The organism is Pelatocladus sp., from assembly GCF_059505505.1.
Map to the genome: position 1 here is coordinate 1 of NZ_JCACKS010000016.1, position 20243 is coordinate 20243.

Here is a 20243-nt window from a genome sequence, read left to right on the forward strand (position 1 = left end):
TCTCATGATGTAATCTCTTTGTACTTCAATTTGAAGTGCGGAATGTGGGTTTTAAAATGGGGATCGGGGATTGGGGAACTCGATACCTCCTGGAAGGGATAAGGGGCGAAGGGGTAAAACCAATCCAAAATCGTTCGACTGAGCGCTTACGACGAAGTCTAAAATCTAAAATCTAAAATCTAAAATCTAAAATCTAAAATCCAAAATCGAATGACCACTCCACTAACTTGTCGTAATTATATTGATGGTCAATGGTTAACCGCTACTGCGGGAGCGACTTTAGAAAGCCGCAATCCTGCTAATAAGCGTGAAGTCATTGCTATTTTTGAGCGTTCTGCTGCAACTGATGTGGAAGCAGCAGTAGTTGCAGCACGCCAAGCTTACCAAAGTTGGCGATTAGTCCCCGCCCCAGCTAGAGCAGAATATATTTTTAAAGTTGGGGAAGTTTTAAGCAAATACAAAGAAGAACTGGCACAATTAATCTGCCGGGAAATGGGTAAACCCTTAGCAGAAGCGCGGGGAGATGTACAAGAAGGTATTGACTGCGCTTTTTATAGTGCAGCCGAAGGGCGACGCTTGTTTGGGCAAACCACACCATCAGAAATGCCCAACAAATTCGCGATGACGGTACGGATGCCTATTGGAGTCTGCGCCCTGATTACCCCCTGGAATTTTCCGGTTGCTATTCCTTGCTGGAAAGCAATGCCAGCTTTAGTATGTGGTAATACTGTTATCCTCAAGCCAGCAGAAGATACCCCCGCTTGTGCTACAAAATTAGTAGAAGTTTTTGCCGAAGCAGGTTTACCACCAGGAGTAATTAACCTAGTACATGGTGTGGGCGAAGAAGTTGGCAAAGCCCTAGTTTCCCATCCCGGTATAGACTTGGTATCTTTCACAGGTTCTTCCGAAACAGGTGCAGAAGTTGGTTCTATCTGTGGACGCACTCACAAACGTGTGTGTTTGGAAATGGGTGGTAAAAATGCTCAAATAGTTATGGAAGATGCTGATTTGGAACTGGCCTTGGATGGCGCACTTTGGGGAGCATTTGGTACAGCTGGTCAACGCTGCACCGCTACCAGTCGTTTGATCCTGCATCGGGATATCAAAGATAAATTTACTACTATGCTTAAAGAGCGTACTAGTAAATTACGCCTTGGTGCTGGTAATGATCCGAATACAGAAATCGGGCCGATTATCAACGAAAAACAATTACAACGAGTTAGCAAATATTTAGATATTGCTCATACAGAGGGAGCAAAAGTATTAATTGGTGGAGAAATTGCCACACAGGGAGAATTAAAACACGGTTACTTCTTTCTACCAACTATTCTTGATCAAGTGACGCCACAAATGCGAGTTGCCCAAGAAGAAATATTTGGGCCAGTGGTAGCATTAATAGAAGTGAATAGTTTTGAGGAAGCGATCGCCATCCTCAACAACACTAAATACGGTCTTTCTTCCTCAATTTACACCCGTGACATCAACCGCGCTTTTACAGCCATGCGCGATATCGAAGCGGGAATAACTTATATTAATGGCCCTACTATTGGTGCAGAGGTACATTTGCCTTTTGGTGGCGTCAAACAAACAGGTAACGGACACCGAGAAGCCGGAACTACCGCCTTAGATGTTTTCACAGAGTGGAAGACAGTGTATGTAGATTTTTCTGGTAGCTTGCAACGAGCGCAGATTGACAATCGGGATTGACTTTTTACTTTTTACTTTTTACTTGTTTTGACGACACATTTGAGAATATAAGACGCGATAAATCGCGTCTCTACATTAGTTTTCAAAGAGGTCTATTGTATATATTAAAGTATCAAACTTTCAGTTTTGCTAAACCCAAGTAGCGGATACCTATTGGTGAGATTTCAAAACGACAAGGTAGAACTTCTAAACCTAAAGATATTGCTTGGCGTAATAATTTTCCATATACAGGATCGGCACTATCACCAGGGGCAAATTCTTCGCAATCTCCCCGATTAATAAAGTAAAGCATGACTGCCCGACTTTGGGGAAGAAGTGCCATTAATTCTCGCAAGTGTTTTTGTCCTCGTGTTGTTTCTGTGTCAGGAAATAGGGCTAATTTGCCTTGCGTCCAAGTGGTGTTTTTCACTTCTAAATAAATCGGACGATTATGATCAGTTAATAGTAATGCACTGTTTTCTCGTGATGCTGTTTGAGATAAAATTGGGTCATTATCTATTTCAATTGACAGTGATTTTGATTGTTGCTCTACTGTTGCAGTTGCTGAGATAAAAAAATCAACTCGACTTTTTTTATCTTGTCCGTAGACAACTTCACCACGAATTTGATGATACTTACCTAATTCGGGGAAAAGATTTTTTTCTAATGCTAATTTAATGATGCGATTTGGCAAAACTGTATTGACGCCTACCCATGTTGGTTCATTGTCATGTAATTGAATTAATTCCCAAGTGTAAGCTAATTTGCGGTTAGGATTATCACTTTTAGAAAGCTGCACTGCATTACCAGGGATGCAAACTCCTGTCATTGGCCCTGTATTAGGACAATGTGCTGTAACTACCTCCCCCGAAGCAAGTTCGACATCAGCAAAAAAGCGTTTATAGCGTCTGAGTAAGACACCAGGATATAAAGTTGGGTAATAGTAAAGGTAGTTGGTAGTCATTAAGTTAGTGGTTAGATCAACTACAATAATTACAAATAATTATTAGTTAAGTTTGCTTAGTTATATTTATGCGCGATCGCATTGTATTTAAAACTATATCTGTAAGTCTGCCTTTTGGCATTGGTTCAATGTCTGGGAAAGAAAAATACCTGGCGAGAATTGATCGAGGAGTGATCAGTGGAACAGTTTGATGTTTTTCTGGCTCACAATAGCAAAGACAAACCTCAAGTTAGAGCGATCGCTCAAGAATTAACTCGCTACAATCTTAAGCCGTGGTTTGATGAAGAGCAAATTTTTCCGGGAGACAATATTCACCAAGTGCGCTCCTTATGAATCAGACAATTTTCACCACAAACCTGAAAGCGATCGCAATGAGAACCTGAGCCAAGGAAGTAACATAAATAAAGATGAGAAATTATGAAGCGAACACGCCATGATTACTAAAGAAGAAATTACTATCAAAGTTCCCTCTGAGGTCGCAGAAGCATACCGTAATGCCACTGAAGGAGAACGTGAACAATTGCAACTCAAGATTGCGGCAAATTATGCAGTCTCAACTTATTACTGATATACAAGAGGCGATCGCCCGCCTGAGAAACACAATGGATAAAGCTAGCCTTGAAGCACAAGAGCGAGGACTAACACCTGAAATATTAGAATCGATTTTGAAGAATGACGAATAAACAACGGTTTGTTTTTGATACTAACGTGCTGATTAGTGCATTTTTATTTAGTCAAAATAAGCCACGTCAGGCAATTCTCAATTTAAATAAAATTAGATTTACTAATAACAAATGACAAATGACAAATATGAATGATGATTATTACAATCAAGGATTAGCAAAAGCGAAACAAAAAGATTATGCTGGGGCGATCGCAGAATTTACTCGTGCTATTGAAGTAGACCCTTACTTTGCTAATGCTTTATATCAACGGGGTTTAGCTTATTATGACTCTGGCGAAATTCTTCTAGCTGTTTCTGATTATACGGCTGCTCTAAAATTAAATCCTGAAAGTGTTGAGGCTTATTATTATCGCGCTTTGGCTAGGTTGGCGCTGAAAAATTTACCAGGGGCGATCGCAGATGCAGATCAAGCGATTCGCTTTGATCGCAGTTATGCTAAGGCTTATCATTTACGAGGAGTAGTGTACCGGAAACTGGGACGAATTCAAGATGCGATCACCAATTTTAAGTTAGCCGCAGATTTATATTTACAACAAAAGGATAAAGAAAATTGTCGTCTGTGTTTAGAAAAAATTAAACAACTGCAACCAAAACCAACTCCTGCTGTTGTTCACCAATCAACTACCGCAATTACACGAATCATATCACCGCAGGAATATTTTACCCAATTGTTAGAAAAGGCTGAAAAAGGAGATACTCGTCAAGCCTTGGAAGATTTAAACTGGGCTTTACAAGTTGATCCGCAAGACGCCCAAGCTTATTGTTGTCGGGGAGTGGTGCTTTATAAACAGGGAAGCTATCGTGAGGCGATCGCAGATTTTAATCAAGCGCTACAACTTAATTTTGAAGATGCGATAGTTTATCGTAACCGGGGAAGGGCGCGTTCTCAGTTAGGAGATCATCAAGGAGCGATCGCTGATTTTAACCAAGCACTGCAACTAGAACCAGAGGATGCACTGCTTTATATTGCCAGAGGTAATGTATATCGGGCAATGGGTAATTATCTGGGTGCGGTAACTGACTATACTAAAGCTTTACAAATTAATCCTGATGATGCTCAAGCTTACTACAATCGGGGTCTTGCCTATGCTCACATGGAAGAAATGCAACGCGCCATAGCAGATTATCAGCAAGCAGCCAGTATATTTTGTGAAAAAGAAGACTGGAAAAATTACGAACAAGTCCTTGAAAATCTCAAAAAAATCCACTTTCCAAGCGTTGAATTAAAACAAGGTAAGTATAACCTGCTACGACAACGTTTGTTGAGACTGGTCGGGGGATATTGGGAAATCGCCCAACGGTTAATTGATCAAACCAAAAGATACTATCCTGGGATGTCAGAAGAATGGTATATAGAAAAAGTGATTGATGATTTGGAACGCGATCGCGGCAGGTAAAAAGCAATAAGATTCAGTTTCCCATTCCCTGTTCAATTAGATTAATCAACTCCACAAGTTTTCCACTTTTTAGAGATATCTTTAAGCTAGAAGCAGTTCAGCTACTGAATTCGCCTTCAATAAATTAACCTCAACATCTTTATTTAGAAGGTGTTGCACATTTGAATGATTTGGAAATAAGAATACTGGATTAAATCATTGAGTGACTGTGCAATACCTATTTCTTTTTCTGAAGTGAGCAATTAAGTAGCCCTGACTGAACTGCATACACCAACAACGCATGAAAAAACTTCTTAACCTGTTAAGAGTCCTCACGAGTAAGTTCATAAATCAAACCGGATTCCTATATATTCAATTACTTTCCACACAAATTTTGATTTAAACAAGCTACAAGACAAAAAATATAGTTTCTCTATTTAGTTTTTCAGCACAACAGTTTTATTTACTTAATAGGCGTAATGCCTAAAATATAGCCCCACATTTGGAGGATATTTTCAATGTTTAGCTTTTTACGTTGGTCATCAGGCAGTGCCGCTTTACTATCTGTTAGTATGACAGTTGGTGCGATCGCTCCTATAGTGATTTCTGCTCCCATTGTTGCTCAAACAACCTCCCCATCTCCAAGTCCAGGTGCAGAAGCCAACTTTTCTGATGTTGCACCTGATTTTTGGGCAAAACCATTTATTCAAGCTTTAGCTCAGAGAAACATCATTGCAGGCTTTGAGAATGGAACCTTTAGGCCACAACAGCCTGTGCAACGTGCAGAATTTGCTGCCATGATTGCTAAGGCTTTTGATCAAAATCAAGTTCGACAGTTAACAGAATCTGGATTTACAGATGTTCCTGGTGACTACTGGGCAGCTTCTGAAATACAAGAAGCCTATAAAACAGGATTCATGGTAGGATATGGCAGCACATTATTTTTCCCAGAGCAATCTATTTCTAGAGCGCAAGCGATAACTGCTTTAGCAAATGGTTTGCGTCTATCTCCTGATGGTACGCCAGCAAATATTCTTAGAAGTTACTACAAAGATGCTGGATGGATACCTGCTTATGCGATCAATCCTATAACGGCTGCCACACAAGCAAATATTGTAGTCAACTATCCAGATCTACGAACTCTCAGTCCACTCCAAAATCTCACTCGTGCGGAAGCAGCAGCACTTTTGTATCAAGCTTTGGTCAAACAAGGAAAAATAGAACCACTTGCTAACAATGTTACAGCCGCTAATTATGTTGTGGGTCGTAATAATAATGTTAGCCAAAGTAGTTCCACGACTACTTCTACATCGAATAATGGTAATTCTACTAGTGCAACTACTTCAACAACTACATCCACATCAAATATTGGTGGTTCAAATAGCACAACCACTTCAACAACTTCCACAACAGAGCCTGGTGACATTTATGCTCTGTCTACATCGAACTTTACAACATTGAGTTCTGCATTGAAAACAGCAGGTTTAGCAGACACTCTCAAAGGTAAAGGCCCATATACTGTTTTCGCTCCGACTGATGAAGCGTTTGCTGCTTTACCTAAAGAGACTCTGAACAAATTGTTACAACCTCAGAATCGAGAAACGCTGACTAAGATTTTGAAATATCATGTGGTGTCTGGCGAACTCACTAGCAATCAACTCAAGCGTGGAGAACTGAAAACGCTTGAAGAAAGACCTGTCAATATCCAAATTAATCCTAGTAGTAATCAAATCGCGGTGAACGATGCGAGTGTTACCCAGCCGAACATCCAAGCAAGTAATGGTGTTATCCATGCGATTAATGAAGTTTTAATACCGCCTGACATCAACCTGAACCAATTACAGTAAAGCACTTGCCCTGAAATAAAGATACCAGCAGTCACCCAAGCGATCGCTCGCCGCACAACGAATAATTCTAAAACACGGCTGGTATCTTTTTTTGCTCTCCCCTAATATATTAAAAACAGCCTGAACGAAGTGAATAATCTCCGAGATACTTCACTACACTACGTTTCGCTCAGTATGACATCAGTCCAAGTTTTACCAGTTTGCAGTATAAAACCAGAGAGAGTATCTCAAATACGGTTCGGATAAGACAAATCGATTAACATTTAAATCCTGTACCAGACGCGATATATCGCGTCTGGTACAATCCCAAAACTATGACGAAAAATCGTTAACCGAACCGTATTGGGAGTATCCCAACTTTCTAAGTAGGTAGGTGTAATTAAAGATAAAATAAAACCTCACCCTGCCTCCGGCTTCCCTCTCCTTACTAAGGAGAGAGATTGAGGGTGAGGTTTTATATTTAATTTGACCCACTTACTTAAATAAGTGTTGCTAATAACTCATTAATGAATTATATAGCCTGACAAATATATATAAAAATCTCTATCTCTAGAGAGAGTATTTTGTAAAATTTTATCTTCAAATTTTCAGTCTACAGGTCGATTCGAGATTCCTAGATTACCGACTATAAAATTACTATGCACGCATTGAAAAACATCAATGTAAAATGCAATCAAGCAAAACTTATTGAGGCAGACAAATAAAAATAGATGCTAGCTACATAACGGCATTTATTACTTATTATTACTTTTGACTGCACAATATTCTCTTGATTTTATATTATTTTCTGAGTCGTGGAGGAATTAAAATGCAAAAAAGTATTTCTTTATTAGGTTCTATTTTGCGTCCCGTACGTTTTCTAGTTGTAGCCTTGACATGTGCTTTGCTGCTATTCTCTAATGCTTTTCCTGCTGCTGCAATTGAAAGCTATCAAAGCAACCCAACAGAAGCTACTGATCAACTACTTGACACTCAGCGTCAAACTGACAAGGTAGCTAAATCTGCTCCCCTGGGATTGAAAGAAACTCAAAAGCGTACCAGTGGCGGAGGACTCAACGAGGTTCAAGGTACTGCTGACGCTGAGAACATGAATCGTCCTGAAAATTCTCAAGATGCAGTTTCAGTAGAAGAAGAAGTCAGCAACTTCCTGAAAAAAGTCACTGGCAATAACTAATAGTCATCAAATTTCTTTCACCCCAGTATCTTCCACTGGGGATTTATTTTTAAATAGGAATCCTATAGTATTAGATGCAATCTATATATAGATATATATTTTCTATATTTGAATATAAAATATATTTTTTGATTAAAAATTTTTCTGTTTACAAAATAAATTACAATCATTCTTTGGATTGATGTTGTGAAGTCAATGAATTGCTGAAGTTATAAGAGGAGTTAACTTAAGGATTAGAAACAATGCGCCGTTTAAACATTGGTTTGACAGATGAACAACGCCAAGGTGTGATTGAACTACTAAATCAAGATTTGTCGGATTCCTATCTACTGGTAGTGAAAACCAAAAAATTCCATTGGGATGTAGTCGGACCTCAGTTCCGCAGTCTGCATGAAATTTGGGAAGAGCAGTACGAACAACTAACTGAAAATATTGATGCGATTGCAGAACGAGTTCGTGCTTTAGGTGGTTATCCCATTGGGACAATGGAGGGATTTTTAAAAGCAGGTACGATCAAGGAACAAGCTGGTAATATCCCCACAGCAACCGAGATGGTAGCTTTGCTAGTAGATAACCATGAGCAAATAATTCGCAATCTTCGTGAGCATATTGATCGCTGTGATGAAGAATTTCACGATCAAGGAACAGCCGATTTCCTCACAGGATTAATGGAAGGTCACGAAGAATCAGCTTGGATGCTGCGTTCCTTTATTGAAGGAGAAGAATTGCAAGCTGATGGTTCCCAACCAGAAAAACGAAAAACACCCGTAGGTGTGTAACTAAAGGTAGATAGAATTAACACCTCATGAATAATAAAGTTCGTAGTAAGGACTTTTAGTAATTAGATATTGTAAGTGCTAAAGCACTTACTACGAACCAAAAAAATAATGTAGAAGGAGTATTTAATGGCGCCAGAATACAAAGCTGAACGGACAATTTCAGCTGTATATAAAGAACAGAATCAGGTTGATGATGTGATTCGGCGTTTGCTTGACCGGGGTGTACCTAGAGATCATATTTCGGTCATGGGTAGAAACTTTAAGTCAGAAACTCGAATTGCTGGTTTTATTACTAAAAAAGATGTAATTCTTGGTGGTTTAAGAACAGGAGCAATTTTTGGTTCCTTTTTTGGTTCTTTGCTAGGTTTACTTACAGGTGTTGGTGTATTATTTATTCCTTTTGTTGGTCCAATTGTAGCCGCAGGCCCTATCGGTGCATTATTACTTGGGGCTGCAAGTGGAGCGATCGCAGGTAGTGCAGGTGCTGGTTTAGTATCTGTATTAGCAACCTTGGGTATGCCAGAAGATAAAGCTGCAATATACCAGACTCGTCTGCAAGCTGGAGAATTCCTAATTATGGCAGAAGTTCCAGCCGCGCGGAGTGGGGAATTTCAAATACTCATGGAAAGTGCTGGTGGTGAAGAAATTCACACAATGGAAACAGCATTACCCCGTCCCTGTGCTGGTCGTTGCAGTGGTCCAGAAGATTTATCTCCAGAGGTACGTTCCCATCTTTCCAGCGAAGCTCAGAATACATTTATTGAACGTTATAATGCTGTCTTAGATGAGACAAAGGATCAAACCAAAGCTGAACAAGCAGCTTGGGAAACAATTCATCAGAATTTTGATGAAGATGATAATGGTGTTTGGTCTAAGAAAAAAGTGGCTGTTTAGTTATTGGTTATTGGTCATTAGTCATTGGTCAATTGACAAATTGTTAAGGTGATTTATAACTGGCAACTCGAATAGTTAATTGACCTTTTCGCGGGTCTTGGTTAAATACAAATGCTCCTTCCTCTTTTTCACCACGAGATAAAAAGTCTATTTGTTGTTCTCCGGTTTGGGTAACTTTACCTTGGATTTCTAACTCAGCTATCAGTTGTACTGACTCAGCTGTCTCTCCGCCTGTATTGACAATTTCAAACGGAACATAAAACTGTCCATCAGCTTCCCAAATTTTTTGTTTGTTACTGACAGAAAGAACGGGGGGTTGATCTTTTTCGTTTATCCAAATGTAAGCGACTAAGCTTACAATCACAGCCAGGATAAATGAAGCAACACCAAAAGTCACCCATTCCGCAGCAGAACGTTTTGGTTGTTCTTGTTCTGTGTTCATATCGCCAACCTACCAGCAGCGCCACCAATTGTTCCAGGTAATCCTAATAGTAATGTGTATTCTAACCACATTATCCACGGATCGCTAATAGTCAATTTTTGAAAAAACCACAGCATAAAAGCTGCTGCGAGTAGTGATACTAAGTAAGACATAATAGTTTCACTGATTGGTCTTTGGAAAAGACCTCGTTGCTGTCTACGTTTTTGCTGATCCGAAAAGCCAGCTTCAAATACAATTGCATAGGAAATCAGCAAGGATACAGCAATAATTGCTATCAGTCGCAGTGGTGAAACCGCCGCCGCTAACATGGGAATTTCATCTGTGGGAGCGATGTTAAATGCAATGACGATCGCACCAATTAAAGTGGCTCCAATATCTGCAAAGGTGACATATAATTCATCAGATTTATGATTACCAGTTCGTTTGTTTTCTTGAGAGTTTGTTTGTTTGTCTGAATTAGTTTCACCGCGAGTGTCTGCCAAAAATTGATTGGCTAGTGCCACGCCAAGAGTAAATGGTACGCTTTCAAATACAATTTTTCCCAGAATTTCTCTGATGGAAGTTTCTGATGTCAGTTCTTGTAATAACAGCAGTATCAATGCAGAACAGATGATTCCAATAGCTATCGCTTCTACGGTATCTGTGAGTGCTTCGTAAGGTCGAGTACCATGTCTACGTTTGCGAAAGCCTTCTGTACGATTGAGTAAGAAAACCACTATAAAAGTCAGTGCGATCGCTAACATCACCATCGATGGTTTAGCAATAGATCCAATCCACCAAACTTCCATCGTATAAAGTAACGGAGTGCCAAATAAAAAGCCGCCACACATTCCTCTAACAAGATCGTTGATTTCATGTGTCCATATACTTTTTCTATACTTATTTCTTACACCCATTATTTTTTATCTGTAAGGCTTGCTCATAGTATTCAGTAGAAGAACATCTATCATATGAAATATATTAGCTCTCAGCTTTCTAAGTAAGTCTGAAGTTTATTATCAAAAATCTATCTTTTGGTGACTTCTATATAAATATCTATATCTATAGCTCGATGTTCACTAATAAAATTAATAATACTATTTATATTGTAAATAAATAATCAAAGTCAAAATAAAATTATGAGTATCGAAAATAGAGTAGAAGCAACCGCTAAAAATATTGAAGGAAAGGTTCAAGAAGTAGTAGGCGAAGTAACTGGAAATCCCCAAGAGAAAGCTGAGGGTCAAGCAAAGCAAACAGAAGCACAACTGCGCCATACTGTTGAGAACATCAAAGATGATGTCAAAAAGTCTTTGGATCAGTAAGAGATTAATTCTCTTAAGTAGGTAGGTGTAATTAAAGATAAAATAAAACCTCACCCTGTCTCCGGCTTCCCTCTCCTTAGAGGATGTTTGAAAAGTCATGATTGATGTATCAAATATTTTTTACCCCACCCTAACCCTCCCCTTTATAAGGGGAGGGAACCGGATTTCTCCCCTTTATAAGGGGGGTAATAATGTAATTAAAATTACAGCCAATCACTTTTCAAACAACCTCTTAGTAAGGAGAGGGATTGAGGGTGGGTTTTATATTTAATTTGACCCACTTACTTAACAGACAAAGCATACTGACTTTAGCCCTCATATTTAATTATTTGAGGGTTATTAGTCTATTTTGTGAATAACAAGACAAGATACCCGACTTCTTTAATTAATAAGTCGGGTATCTGAACTTTCTGAACTTTCAATTTTCGCAACTCCCATACGGATTGCTATATATCGTTAATTTTAATTAGTTTGTAGTCAGCACTTTAGTGCTTGAATATTGGATAATTTATATTATAAACTTAGCTATGAAAAAAGGTTAGCTCCTGAGTAAGTTGGCTCTAACCATCGTTAATATATACATACACAAGACTATTCTAAACTGCACTTCTGCGTGTAATCAAACCCCAGATAAAAATAGCAATAATTGCACCAATGATGGCAACAATTAAACCTGGAATACTGAAAGCTGCTCCTGTAAGTGCCAAATTACCTGTATATAATAAATTAAATAAGCTTCCTCCAACTAATGAACCTATGATACCTAATAGCATTGTTGCAATTATTCCACCACCTTGACGACCAGGGTAGATCGCTTTAGCAATAGCTCCTGCTATAAGACCTAAAATTATCCAAGCTATAAGATTGATCATAATTACTATTCCTCAATTATTCACTATATAGTATAACGATTATTAGCTCTCAAGTTTTCTATCTGAAGTTCAGTTGAGACTCTATCGCAAGAGATAAACTCTATAAAATAATTTCTATAAATAAATTAGTAAAATAAACCTACGAATCAAATCTTAGTAGTGTTTGGTTAATAGTTTGTCGGTAGAAATGCGATGGAAAGCGTCTCTATGTAGCTCTCAGTTTTAGTGAAAGTGTTAAAGTTTAGCTAAGTGAGAGTGATGCAATGTAATAATTTAAAAGTGTTAAAGCTAAGGCTCACATTGAGCAGTGTGACTTATTGCAACTTCTATCTTGAACCCGTTATATTTTTAATTTTTATAAACAAAAATAAATTTGACTAAATAATTCAATAAAGGCATCACTTAGCAAATTTATTTGCTTTTAACTAAACATGAGCAGATATAATGGAAAACCTGCGCTAAACCTTCAGGGTATAGCGCAGCTTCGTTCGTTCATACTACTAACCCTGAACGCAGGGCGCGAACAGCAGCTTGGGTGCGGTCATCAGCACAGAGTTTGTTTAAGATATTACGGACGTGGGTTTTAACAGTTCCAACTGTAATATAAAGTTTTTCAGCGATTTGCCCATTACTACAACCAGCTACAATCAACTCAAGAATTTCTAATTCTCGTTGAGTTAAAGGATAAGTTTCTAATACTTGCTCGTATTCTGGTGCTAGAGCATCTATTTTTACAGTCTTAGGCTTATCAACGGACTGATTTTCGGGAAAAACTTGTCGCATTTGTTGTAATACGACGTTGGCGATCGCCGGATCTATCCAAGAGTTACCTTCATATGTTGCTTGGATTGCTTCTGTTAATCTTTCAATACTTGTATCTTTCATATAGTAAGAATCAGCACCAGCAGCAAAAGCAGCAAGTACTGTATCCTCTGAGTGTTCCATTGTCAGGATGAGGATTTTAGTTGTCAAATCTCCTGTCTCAGTTTGCCACTGTCTAAATCTACGAGTGAGTTCAATACCATCCATATCTGGCAAGCCTATATCTACCACAGCGACATCCGGCTTGGCACTTTCCAAAAGTTTCAGACCCTTAGTAGCATTTGCAGCTTCACCGATAACTCTAACTGTGCTGTCGGTTTGTAATGCTGCTTTTAGTCCCATTCTTGTCAAGTCATGGTCTTCAATTAATACAATACTAATTTCGCTCATTGCTACTTATACTCTCTACTAATTCCATCTGTCGTAGGCCGACATTTAGTGATTTGTTTTTTTTATTTTCCAAAACCTAAGATAGATGATTTTTTAATAAATTTGCATCCACCAATAGAAATAGTCATTTCCACCTTTGTTACTCATGTGCTATGTGAAAATCTAGCCAAGGATATATGGCTAAATTAGAAATGACTATGGAACATGGACTTGAACTGTGATTGAGCGCTATTGTGGCTTACTAATTAATCAATTTGTTGGTGTGTAAAGTGGTAGGCAAAAATTATGTTAGACAAGAATGTAAACAATAAATTTATAATAAGTTTACAAGCACTTCACTTAATATGTGCTGTAGTGATAAAAAATTATTTCAAATAAATTTATATTATTCACTCAAGTCGCTGGTTATAGGGAAATGCGATCGCAGAACTTTTAAGCTTATCTCCATATCCCAAGGTGATGAGCGGCGATTTTTTAACACCTTAGCCATAAGATGAGCAACCGAAGCCGTCTTTTTTGTGATTATCCAAACACTATCAAACACGCGATCGCCCTAAACCCTCAGCCTAAATTCTTAGCTTGGCACAGGTAAGGTCTTCAGCTTCACTTAACCTAAGCAACCGAAAGAATCATGATATTGAAAATTTTCGTTTCATCGCAAAACTTTATCGCAACTCTGACCAATGGCTGAAGACGTTATCCCATCAGTCAATCTACAATTGGGTTGAAATGGTCTATGGAGTATTTTTTTACTAATAGTTTTGATTTAAGTTTTGATTTATATTTGTTCTACTTTCACGAGATAACTGGGGGAAAGGCAGATAAGCAATTCAAAATTCACCAAACCTAATTACAGTAAGCATTATAGCTAGTAATGGTGTGTAAAGTAAAACCCTAAAGGCTTCGTTTTTGATCGGTCAAGATGTATTTTGGAATTTAAAGTTTCACTGATTGCTAAATTTTAATAAGTATTAAGCTTTTTAGTAATTAGCTATCAGTCCGACTCTGTTACTCTAGTCAAAAGAGTGAATTTAGGATACAACTAATTCAATTTTAACCAAGTGATAACGCCAAGATTGATTAACATACTGCTAGTGGAGGATGACGAAGTTGATGTCATGAATGTCAAACGGGCATTCAAAAAAGTTAATGTTACTAATCCATTATACATTGCCACTAATGGTATAGAAGCCCTAGCAATGTTACGTAGTAGTAATGGCGAACCTCCTGAAGTTCCTAATGATCGACGTTTGATATTGCTAGACCTGAATATGCCTAAAATGGGTGGGATCGAATTTCTCCAAAAATTACGCTCTGATCCACAACTCAGACGAACTCCCGTGGTGGTAATGACAACTTCTAATCAAGATAAGGACAGAGTAGAAGCTTATAATTTGAACGTAGCTGGTTATCTAGTTAAGCCTGTGACTTTTAATAATTTTATTGAACTCATGGCAACACTCAATCAATATTGGAATATATGTGAAATGCCTTAATTACTCAAGACTCAAGACTCAAGTGTCAATGAAAAATAGTTAACAACTAACAACTAACTTCTAAATAATGTACGGGCGAACAGCCCAACCACTAACTAAAAAAACTATCTAAATGGCTATAAAAGTTCAATGTTATACAAGAAGCTGTATATAAGGACAATAATGAAAAGCGATGGAAGAAACGCTCAAAGTATTAGTTGTAGATGATGATGAAGTAGATCGCATGGCAGTCCGGCGGGCTTTGAAAGCTGCTGGAATAAGTGTACAACTGTTTGAAGCCAATGATGCTAAAAGTGCGATCGCTCATTTGCAGGATAATTCTTTTGACTGTGTTTTTCTCGATTATCGCTTGCCAGATCAAGATGGTTTGACCTTGATTAACGATATACGTTCTCGTAACATAAAAGCGCCTTTGGTTGTCCTTACCGCACAAGGAGACGAACAAATTGCTGTTGAGTTGATGAAAGCTGGTGCTGTAGACTATCTCTCCAAGTCAAGAGTCTCACCAGTAACATTGACGCAAGTTTTACGAAATGCTATTCGAGTCTACCGAGCAGAAATGCAAGTAGCTTTGGTTAACCAGCAACTTCGAGAAAGTAATGAATTGCTAATTCGTAAAAATCAAGAATTGGAAGCACAACAACGACAAATAGAACTACAAAACCTCAAGTTAAAAGAAGCATCACTGCTAAAATCGCAGTTTTTGGCAACAATTTCTCATGAACTGCGGACACCGATGAATGCTATTATTGGCTTCTCTCAACTATTACTGCGCCCCAAATGTGGCGACTTGTCACCTCAACAAAGAGATATGGTGGAACGCATTCTCAATAATGGTAAGCATTTGTTAATGTTATTAAATGAAGTTCTCGACTTTTCTAAACTGGAAACTGGTCGATTAAGCCTTAAAGCAGAAATATTCGATTTATCAGAGGTAGTTAAAGCAACTGTCGCTGAAACATTTTCTTTAGCAGAGGCAAAAAAACTTTCTGTGCAGGTTCAAAATAACTTACAAAATAGTATGGTATTTAATGACCCTGTTCGTTTGCGACAAATTTTAATGAATCTGCTCTCGAATGCGATTAAATTTACAGAATCCGGTAGTATCGGTGTAGATGTAAAAGAACTACCAGATCATCAAATAGAAATTGCAGTTTGGGATACAGGTATTGGTATTGCTCCCTCAGATTTAAAATATATTTTTGAAGCTTTCCGACAACTTGACCAGAGTCTAACTCGTAAATATCCTGGTACAGGTCTGGGTTTGCCAATTGTAGACGCACTAGTCCAAATGATGGGGGGCGAAATCACTATCGAAAGCCAATTGAATCAAGGTTCCGTGTTGCGGATAGTAATACCACGTCAAGTTTCATTATCTGAGCAACAAAATCAAGATGGATCATCAAAAATTTCTCAGGTATTACCATCAAAAAAGACTTTAAGTAAACACTCAGATGTCTTCCATATGGTACAGGAACAAGTCCCAAAAGAAAGAACAATGTAATCTTAGTCATTGGTCATTAGTTAGTAGTTATAGGAATACCACTTGATTTGATAAAAAAACTCAGTAAATTTGATGTTCTCTATTCCCTATTCCCTATGTTCACAAGTAAGTTAATAAATCAAACCAAATTATTATAGTAGTTGGTATATATTTTGTTGCTGAAAACAACTAATGACCAATGATTAATGACTAATGACAAAAATAATGTATTATTTATAAATATAAAATGTTTCCACCTATAGATAAGAAAGTAGAAAAAATTCTTGCTGTTGATGATACTCCTGACAATTTATTCTTACTACAGACAATCTTAGAAATGGAGGGGTATGAAGTCGATTTAGTGTCAGATGGTACAACAGCATTGAAGCAAGTCGAACAATCTCCCCCAGATTTGATCTTACTAGATGTGATGATGCCAGGATTAGATGGCTATGAAGTCACACGACGTATCCGTAATCACCCTTTTATAGACTATATACCCGTACTATTATTAACAGCATTTCATGATGTCAGCGTTGTGGAAGGTTTGGACGCAGGTGCGGACGACTTTATCCGCAAACCATTTGATCAAGATGAACTATTAGCAAGAGTGCGATCGCTACTACGACTCAAGCATAGTCTTGATGAACAAAAAAAATTATTTAGCCAGCAAGAAGACTTTGTTTCACGTTTGACTCATGACTTACGCACTCCTTTAGTCGCTGCTGACAGAATGCTGAATTTATTTCAGGAGGAAAGATTCTGCAAGATTTCGCCAGACATGAAACATGCGATCGCAGCAATGATTCGTAGTAACCAAAACTTGTTGGACATGGTTAACACTTTGCTGGAAGTCCATCGCTTGGAAGCAGGTAAAAAGACAATGCAATTTGAAAGCTGTGATGTTTGTGAAATCGCAGCAGAAGTGGTTCAAGAATTAAATTCACTTGCAGATGAAAAAGAAATACTTCTCAAAGTAGATGTTAGCCAATTAGATCAACAGAATCAAAATGATTGCATTGTTTTGGGCGATCGCCTAGAACTACGACGGGTAATCAGTAATTTAGTTGGAAATGCGATTAAATTTACAGATACAGGTAGTATAAACGTTAGCATTTCCACTATTCCTCCATCTTCTATCGATAAAGGACAAATCAAGATAGAAGTAGAAGACACCGGATATGGAATTTCTGCTGATGACCTACCAACCCTATTTGAACGATTTCGCCAAGGTAAAAACAAACGCGCTGGTAGTGGTTTGGGATTACATTTGTCACGTCGCATTGTTGAGTTTCACGGAGGAACAATCGAAGTCGCTTCCCAATTGGGTGAAGGTAGTGTTTTTACAGTACATTTACCAAGAAAATAAATAAATATACCATTCCCTAAATAACAAGAACCCCGACTTCTTGTAGACACCCGTAGGGTGACTTCCCGGAGGGTAGAAGTTGGGGTTCTGGATATCTAGATTTTCACAAATCAAACCGCAGTCCTAATATATATTCCTTTCAGACAATTTACTGGTAACTTGTATTTGAGCGAAAATACTTCATTGGGATGGTGATCTGAAAAAATTTTGCCCCTATTCTTTAATACAGCAAGCTCATGAATTATTCATAAGCCAATCTACGTCAATGTTTTTTTAGGTTACACTGCTGGTGATAACTCAAAAAGTGAGGTGTTAATTCATCACTAAGAGTCTATTTGTACTCGTTAGTTGCTTGTTATTTTTTGATTTTGAACTACTCACAAATAACAAATGACTAATGACTCTTGATTAATTGCTATACTTGTTGACTTATTACTAGTGGTCTATATCTTTGTGATCAAAAATATATGACAGAATCAATTCCAACTCGTGGTCAAGTAGAACGCACTTTAGCACAACGTATACAGGCATTATACCGGGAACAACTCGGACATCAGCCTAGCAAAGTAACCTCTCGCCTTTCAGAGCAAAATCTAGTGATTGTAATTGAAAATTCTATTACACCACCAGAACAGTTATTGGCTCAAACAGGTAGACAAGAACTAGCTGAACAAGTTCGTTCAGATTTAGATGAAGCTATTCAACCCCAATTAAAAGAATTAATTGAGGAAACTTTGCATGTCTCTGTAGTAGAGATACTGAGCGATGCGACTCTAGAAACTGGCCGTTCAGGAATTATTGTTATTTTATCCGAAGCACCTGATTTTCGTAATCCCGTTTCTAGTTCTAAAATCAAAAAGAAGGCCTCATAAAAAATAAATTAACCAACTTAGCCTTCATGCACTCTGGTCTTAACACAAGTCCAGAACTGAACTCTGTTTTAATTTGTCTCCAAGATGACGGGAAACTATATTTTCTAGATCTTCAATCATGTAAGGCTTACTGATGTAATCGTCAAAGCCAGCCCTGAGAATACGCTCTCTATCCTCCATACTAGCTAAAGCTGTCACCGCAATAACATTTATATGATGCGTTAACGCTTCTTGTTTCAAGCTCCGTACCACATCAATACCATTGATTGTAGGTAATAGAATATCTAGTAGTATCAAATCTGGCTGATACTCTTTAGCTACCAATACTGTTGTGGAACTATCGGTCTGACAAATTAGCCTACAGCCGAATGACTCTAAAGCATAGCTCATCAACAGCAAGTTGTCATCATTGTCTTCCACCACCAATATTAATGGTGGTTGGAAGATTTGTTTATTTTCGTCAGCCATAAACACTTGTGCCAGTTTCATTCCTTCTCTAGGCAATCTTATGTGCATTCGTCGTTCCTCCTGAACGAACTGACGAGGCATTCCAAGAGCGGTTGAACAACGCTCATTTAAGACTGGCTCGTTTATCAACTTTATCAAGTTGATACTCTTTGCCCTATGCAACAAACGATATAGAGGAAAAAGTATATCAAGCTGAAAGAATGTAGCTATACCTTATGATTATAAACAAAATAAAGAAAATATTTAGCAAATAAATTATAAGTACTTAATATATTTAAGTTTTTTTTAATAAAACTTATCTAATGTTGCGGTTGAGACATTATAGACACTATATATTGAGCAAATCTTCGTTATATCTCACCTATGAAGTTTACAGAATCAGAATTGTCAATATATTTATGACACTTTTTCTTATATAAAAAACACTAATCTTATAAGTATAAATACTTTGTATGTCTCTTGATGTGGCGATCGCTCAGATGCAAAACTAAGCTAGCGTAACATAATAAGAATATTTTGTAGAGACGTGATAACCAGAGCGTCTTTACTAATTTTTGGGCTGAGTACAAAACATCAAATTGCAAGTCAAAAAAAACTTTCTTTTACCCCTTGACACTTTTGTAGTATACTAGTAGTATATAAATAACAACAAACAAGTTAGACAAACAAAAACAGTCTTACCTCCCAAAAATATATACAAAGGAGGTTGTAATATGGTTCATATTCGCTTTGAAGGTCGTTCCTATGATGTGAGCGAGTCGCAACTAGGCTTGACAGCTAACATGAATGACACAGCTATTAAGCAGCGACTGTCCCAACATTTTGAGGTACAACTAAACCGCTTTGAATCTTACGTCATTGATCGTAGAGCAAGTGGAGATTTAATAGTAAGACCAGAAGCAGTTTACGGGTAAAAAATAAATTTTTGTTCCGCATCCTAACAGGTGAAGCTTACATACAATCAACTTCGTAAGAAGTAAGAAATTTGTAGGTTCAACTCCTACCACCTCCATTGAGTGGAGGTGTAGCCAAATAGGTATAGGCAAAACATGTGAATGGCTTTGCTAACTTGTGTGGAACAACCAAATAATTCACTCCGCGCCCTAACAGGAAAAGCTTACATACTAGCCAAATAGGTACAGGCGCTTGATTTCGGCTCAGGATAATGTAGGTTCAAATCCTACGTATGAACAAACAGCTTTTTCAACTTGCGCGGAGTGACCTATAAATTTAACATTTCAACCCAGTATTATAAAAAAGAAATTAAGTAGACATCTCCGACAACTATCAAAGCCTTTATGTGACTAGCTCTTAGGGTGC

22 protein-coding genes are annotated in these 20243 nt (G+C 37.9%); 16 read left to right on the forward strand and 6 right to left on the reverse strand.

The annotated features are described in order from the left end of the window. The first annotated feature begins 210 nt into the window (after window positions 1-210). Entirely contained in the window at window positions 211-1707 is a 1497-nt protein-coding gene (locus AC5JMK_RS01690; protein ID WP_096675864.1) for an aldehyde dehydrogenase family protein, read from the forward strand. Between the two features lie 112 nt (window positions 1708-1819). Here AC5JMK_RS01690 and sfsA read toward each other — a convergent pair whose 3' ends face one another. After that, window positions 1820-2650, reverse strand: coding sequence for a DNA/RNA nuclease SfsA (gene sfsA / locus AC5JMK_RS01695; RefSeq protein WP_495909234.1), 831 nt, complete (start codon window positions 2648-2650; stop codon window positions 1820-1822). 68 nt (window positions 2651-2718) lie between these two features. On the opposite strand from sfsA, the gene AC5JMK_RS01700 reads away from it, so the two are divergent. The 9 genes from AC5JMK_RS01700 (at window position 2719) to AC5JMK_RS01740 (ending at window position 9405) form a co-directional block, all read left to right on the forward strand. Continuing rightward, window positions 2719-2841 (forward strand): hypothetical protein, encoded by a 123-nt coding sequence (locus AC5JMK_RS01700; RefSeq protein ID WP_495909235.1) that lies wholly within the window; start codon window positions 2719-2721, stop codon window positions 2839-2841. Next, window positions 2828-2983: a toll/interleukin-1 receptor domain-containing protein gene (locus AC5JMK_RS01705; RefSeq protein WP_495909236.1), complete on the forward strand. Its 156-nt coding sequence runs from the start codon at window positions 2828-2830 to the stop codon at window positions 2981-2983. The genes AC5JMK_RS01700 and AC5JMK_RS01705 overlap by 14 nt, the downstream gene beginning before the upstream one ends. Before the next feature lie 100 nt (window positions 2984-3083). Further along, window positions 3084-3218 carry a hypothetical protein gene (locus AC5JMK_RS01710; protein ID WP_495909237.1) on the forward strand — a complete coding sequence of 45 codons (135 nt, stop codon included), beginning with the start codon at window positions 3084-3086 and terminating at the stop codon, window positions 3216-3218. Beyond that, window positions 3196-3333 carry a hypothetical protein gene (locus tag AC5JMK_RS01715; RefSeq protein ID WP_495909238.1) on the forward strand — a complete coding sequence of 46 codons (138 nt, stop codon included), beginning with the start codon at window positions 3196-3198 and terminating at the stop codon, window positions 3331-3333. Before AC5JMK_RS01710 ends, AC5JMK_RS01715 begins: the two co-directional genes overlap by 23 nt. A 127-nt stretch (window positions 3334-3460) precedes the next feature. Next, window positions 3461-4732, forward strand: a complete 1272-nt coding sequence (locus tag AC5JMK_RS01720; RefSeq protein ID WP_495909242.1) for a tetratricopeptide repeat protein — start codon at window positions 3461-3463, stop codon at window positions 4730-4732. A gap of 497 nt (window positions 4733-5229) precedes the next feature. Continuing rightward, window positions 5230-6558, forward strand: coding sequence for a fasciclin domain-containing protein (locus AC5JMK_RS01725; protein WP_096675861.1), 1329 nt, complete (start codon window positions 5230-5232; stop codon window positions 6556-6558). 808 nt (window positions 6559-7366) lie between these two features. Further along, entirely contained in the window at window positions 7367-7732 is a 366-nt protein-coding gene (locus tag AC5JMK_RS01730) for a hypothetical protein (protein WP_096675860.1), read from the forward strand. A gap of 242 nt (window positions 7733-7974) precedes the next feature. Then, window positions 7975-8511, forward strand: a complete 537-nt coding sequence (locus tag AC5JMK_RS01735) for a Dps family protein (protein WP_096675859.1) — start codon at window positions 7975-7977, stop codon at window positions 8509-8511. A 126-nt stretch (window positions 8512-8637) separates the two neighbouring features. Further along, complete coding sequence (locus tag AC5JMK_RS01740) at window positions 8638-9405, forward strand: ChaB family protein (RefSeq protein ID WP_495909239.1); 768 nt, start codon at window positions 8638-8640, stop codon at window positions 9403-9405. A gap of 43 nt (window positions 9406-9448) precedes the next feature. On the opposite strand, the gene AC5JMK_RS01745 is transcribed toward AC5JMK_RS01740, so the two are convergent. Both AC5JMK_RS01745 and AC5JMK_RS01750 read right to left on the reverse strand, forming a co-directional pair. Continuing rightward, window positions 9449-9847: a TIGR02588 family protein gene (locus tag AC5JMK_RS01745; protein ID WP_096675857.1), complete on the reverse strand. Its 399-nt coding sequence runs from the start codon at window positions 9845-9847 to the stop codon at window positions 9449-9451. Then, entirely contained in the window at window positions 9844-10743 is a 900-nt protein-coding gene (locus AC5JMK_RS01750; RefSeq protein WP_096675856.1) for a TIGR02587 family membrane protein, read from the reverse strand. The genes AC5JMK_RS01745 and AC5JMK_RS01750 overlap by 4 nt, the downstream gene beginning before the upstream one ends. Before the next feature lie 222 nt (window positions 10744-10965). Here AC5JMK_RS01750 and AC5JMK_RS01755 point away from each other — a divergent pair, with 222 nt between their 5' ends. Further along, window positions 10966-11151 (forward strand): CsbD family protein, encoded by a 186-nt coding sequence (locus AC5JMK_RS01755; protein WP_096675855.1) that lies wholly within the window; start codon window positions 10966-10968, stop codon window positions 11149-11151. 596 nt (window positions 11152-11747) lie between these two features. On the opposite strand, the gene AC5JMK_RS01760 is transcribed toward AC5JMK_RS01755, so the two are convergent. Next, window positions 11748-12023 carry a GlsB/YeaQ/YmgE family stress response membrane protein gene (locus AC5JMK_RS01760; RefSeq protein ID WP_096675854.1) on the reverse strand — a complete coding sequence of 92 codons (276 nt, stop codon included), beginning with the start codon at window positions 12021-12023 and terminating at the stop codon, window positions 11748-11750. 492 nt (window positions 12024-12515) lie between these two features. After that, the gene (locus AC5JMK_RS01765; RefSeq protein ID WP_096675853.1) at window positions 12516-13235 is read right to left on the reverse strand and encodes a response regulator; all 720 of its coding nucleotides are present in this window, start codon (window positions 13233-13235) and stop codon (window positions 12516-12518) included. Window positions 13236-14299: 1064 nt separating this feature from the next. Here AC5JMK_RS01765 and AC5JMK_RS01770 point away from each other — a divergent pair. From AC5JMK_RS01770 to AC5JMK_RS01785, 4 genes are all read left to right on the forward strand, one after another. Then, complete coding sequence (locus tag AC5JMK_RS01770) at window positions 14300-14731, forward strand: response regulator (RefSeq protein ID WP_096678939.1); 432 nt, start codon at window positions 14300-14302, stop codon at window positions 14729-14731. A 172-nt stretch (window positions 14732-14903) separates the two neighbouring features. After that, complete coding sequence (locus AC5JMK_RS01775; protein WP_096675852.1) at window positions 14904-16235, forward strand: ATP-binding response regulator; 1332 nt, start codon at window positions 14904-14906, stop codon at window positions 16233-16235. Between the two features lie 226 nt (window positions 16236-16461). Continuing rightward, window positions 16462-17583: an ATP-binding response regulator gene (locus AC5JMK_RS01780; RefSeq protein WP_495909240.1), complete on the forward strand. Its 1122-nt coding sequence runs from the start codon at window positions 16462-16464 to the stop codon at window positions 17581-17583. A 467-nt stretch (window positions 17584-18050) separates the two neighbouring features. Then, window positions 18051-18455, forward strand: coding sequence for a Na-translocating system protein MpsC family protein (locus AC5JMK_RS01785; RefSeq protein WP_096675850.1), 405 nt, complete (start codon window positions 18051-18053; stop codon window positions 18453-18455). 39 nt (window positions 18456-18494) lie between these two features. Here AC5JMK_RS01785 and AC5JMK_RS01790 read toward each other — a convergent pair whose 3' ends face one another. Further along, window positions 18495-18971 carry a response regulator gene (locus AC5JMK_RS01790; RefSeq protein WP_495909241.1) on the reverse strand — a complete coding sequence of 159 codons (477 nt, stop codon included), beginning with the start codon at window positions 18969-18971 and terminating at the stop codon, window positions 18495-18497. A gap of 665 nt (window positions 18972-19636) precedes the next feature. On the opposite strand from AC5JMK_RS01790, the gene AC5JMK_RS01795 reads away from it, so the two are divergent. Next, window positions 19637-19837, forward strand: coding sequence for a hypothetical protein (locus AC5JMK_RS01795; protein ID WP_096675849.1), 201 nt, complete (start codon window positions 19637-19639; stop codon window positions 19835-19837). Window positions 19838-20243: the final 406 nt, after the last annotated feature.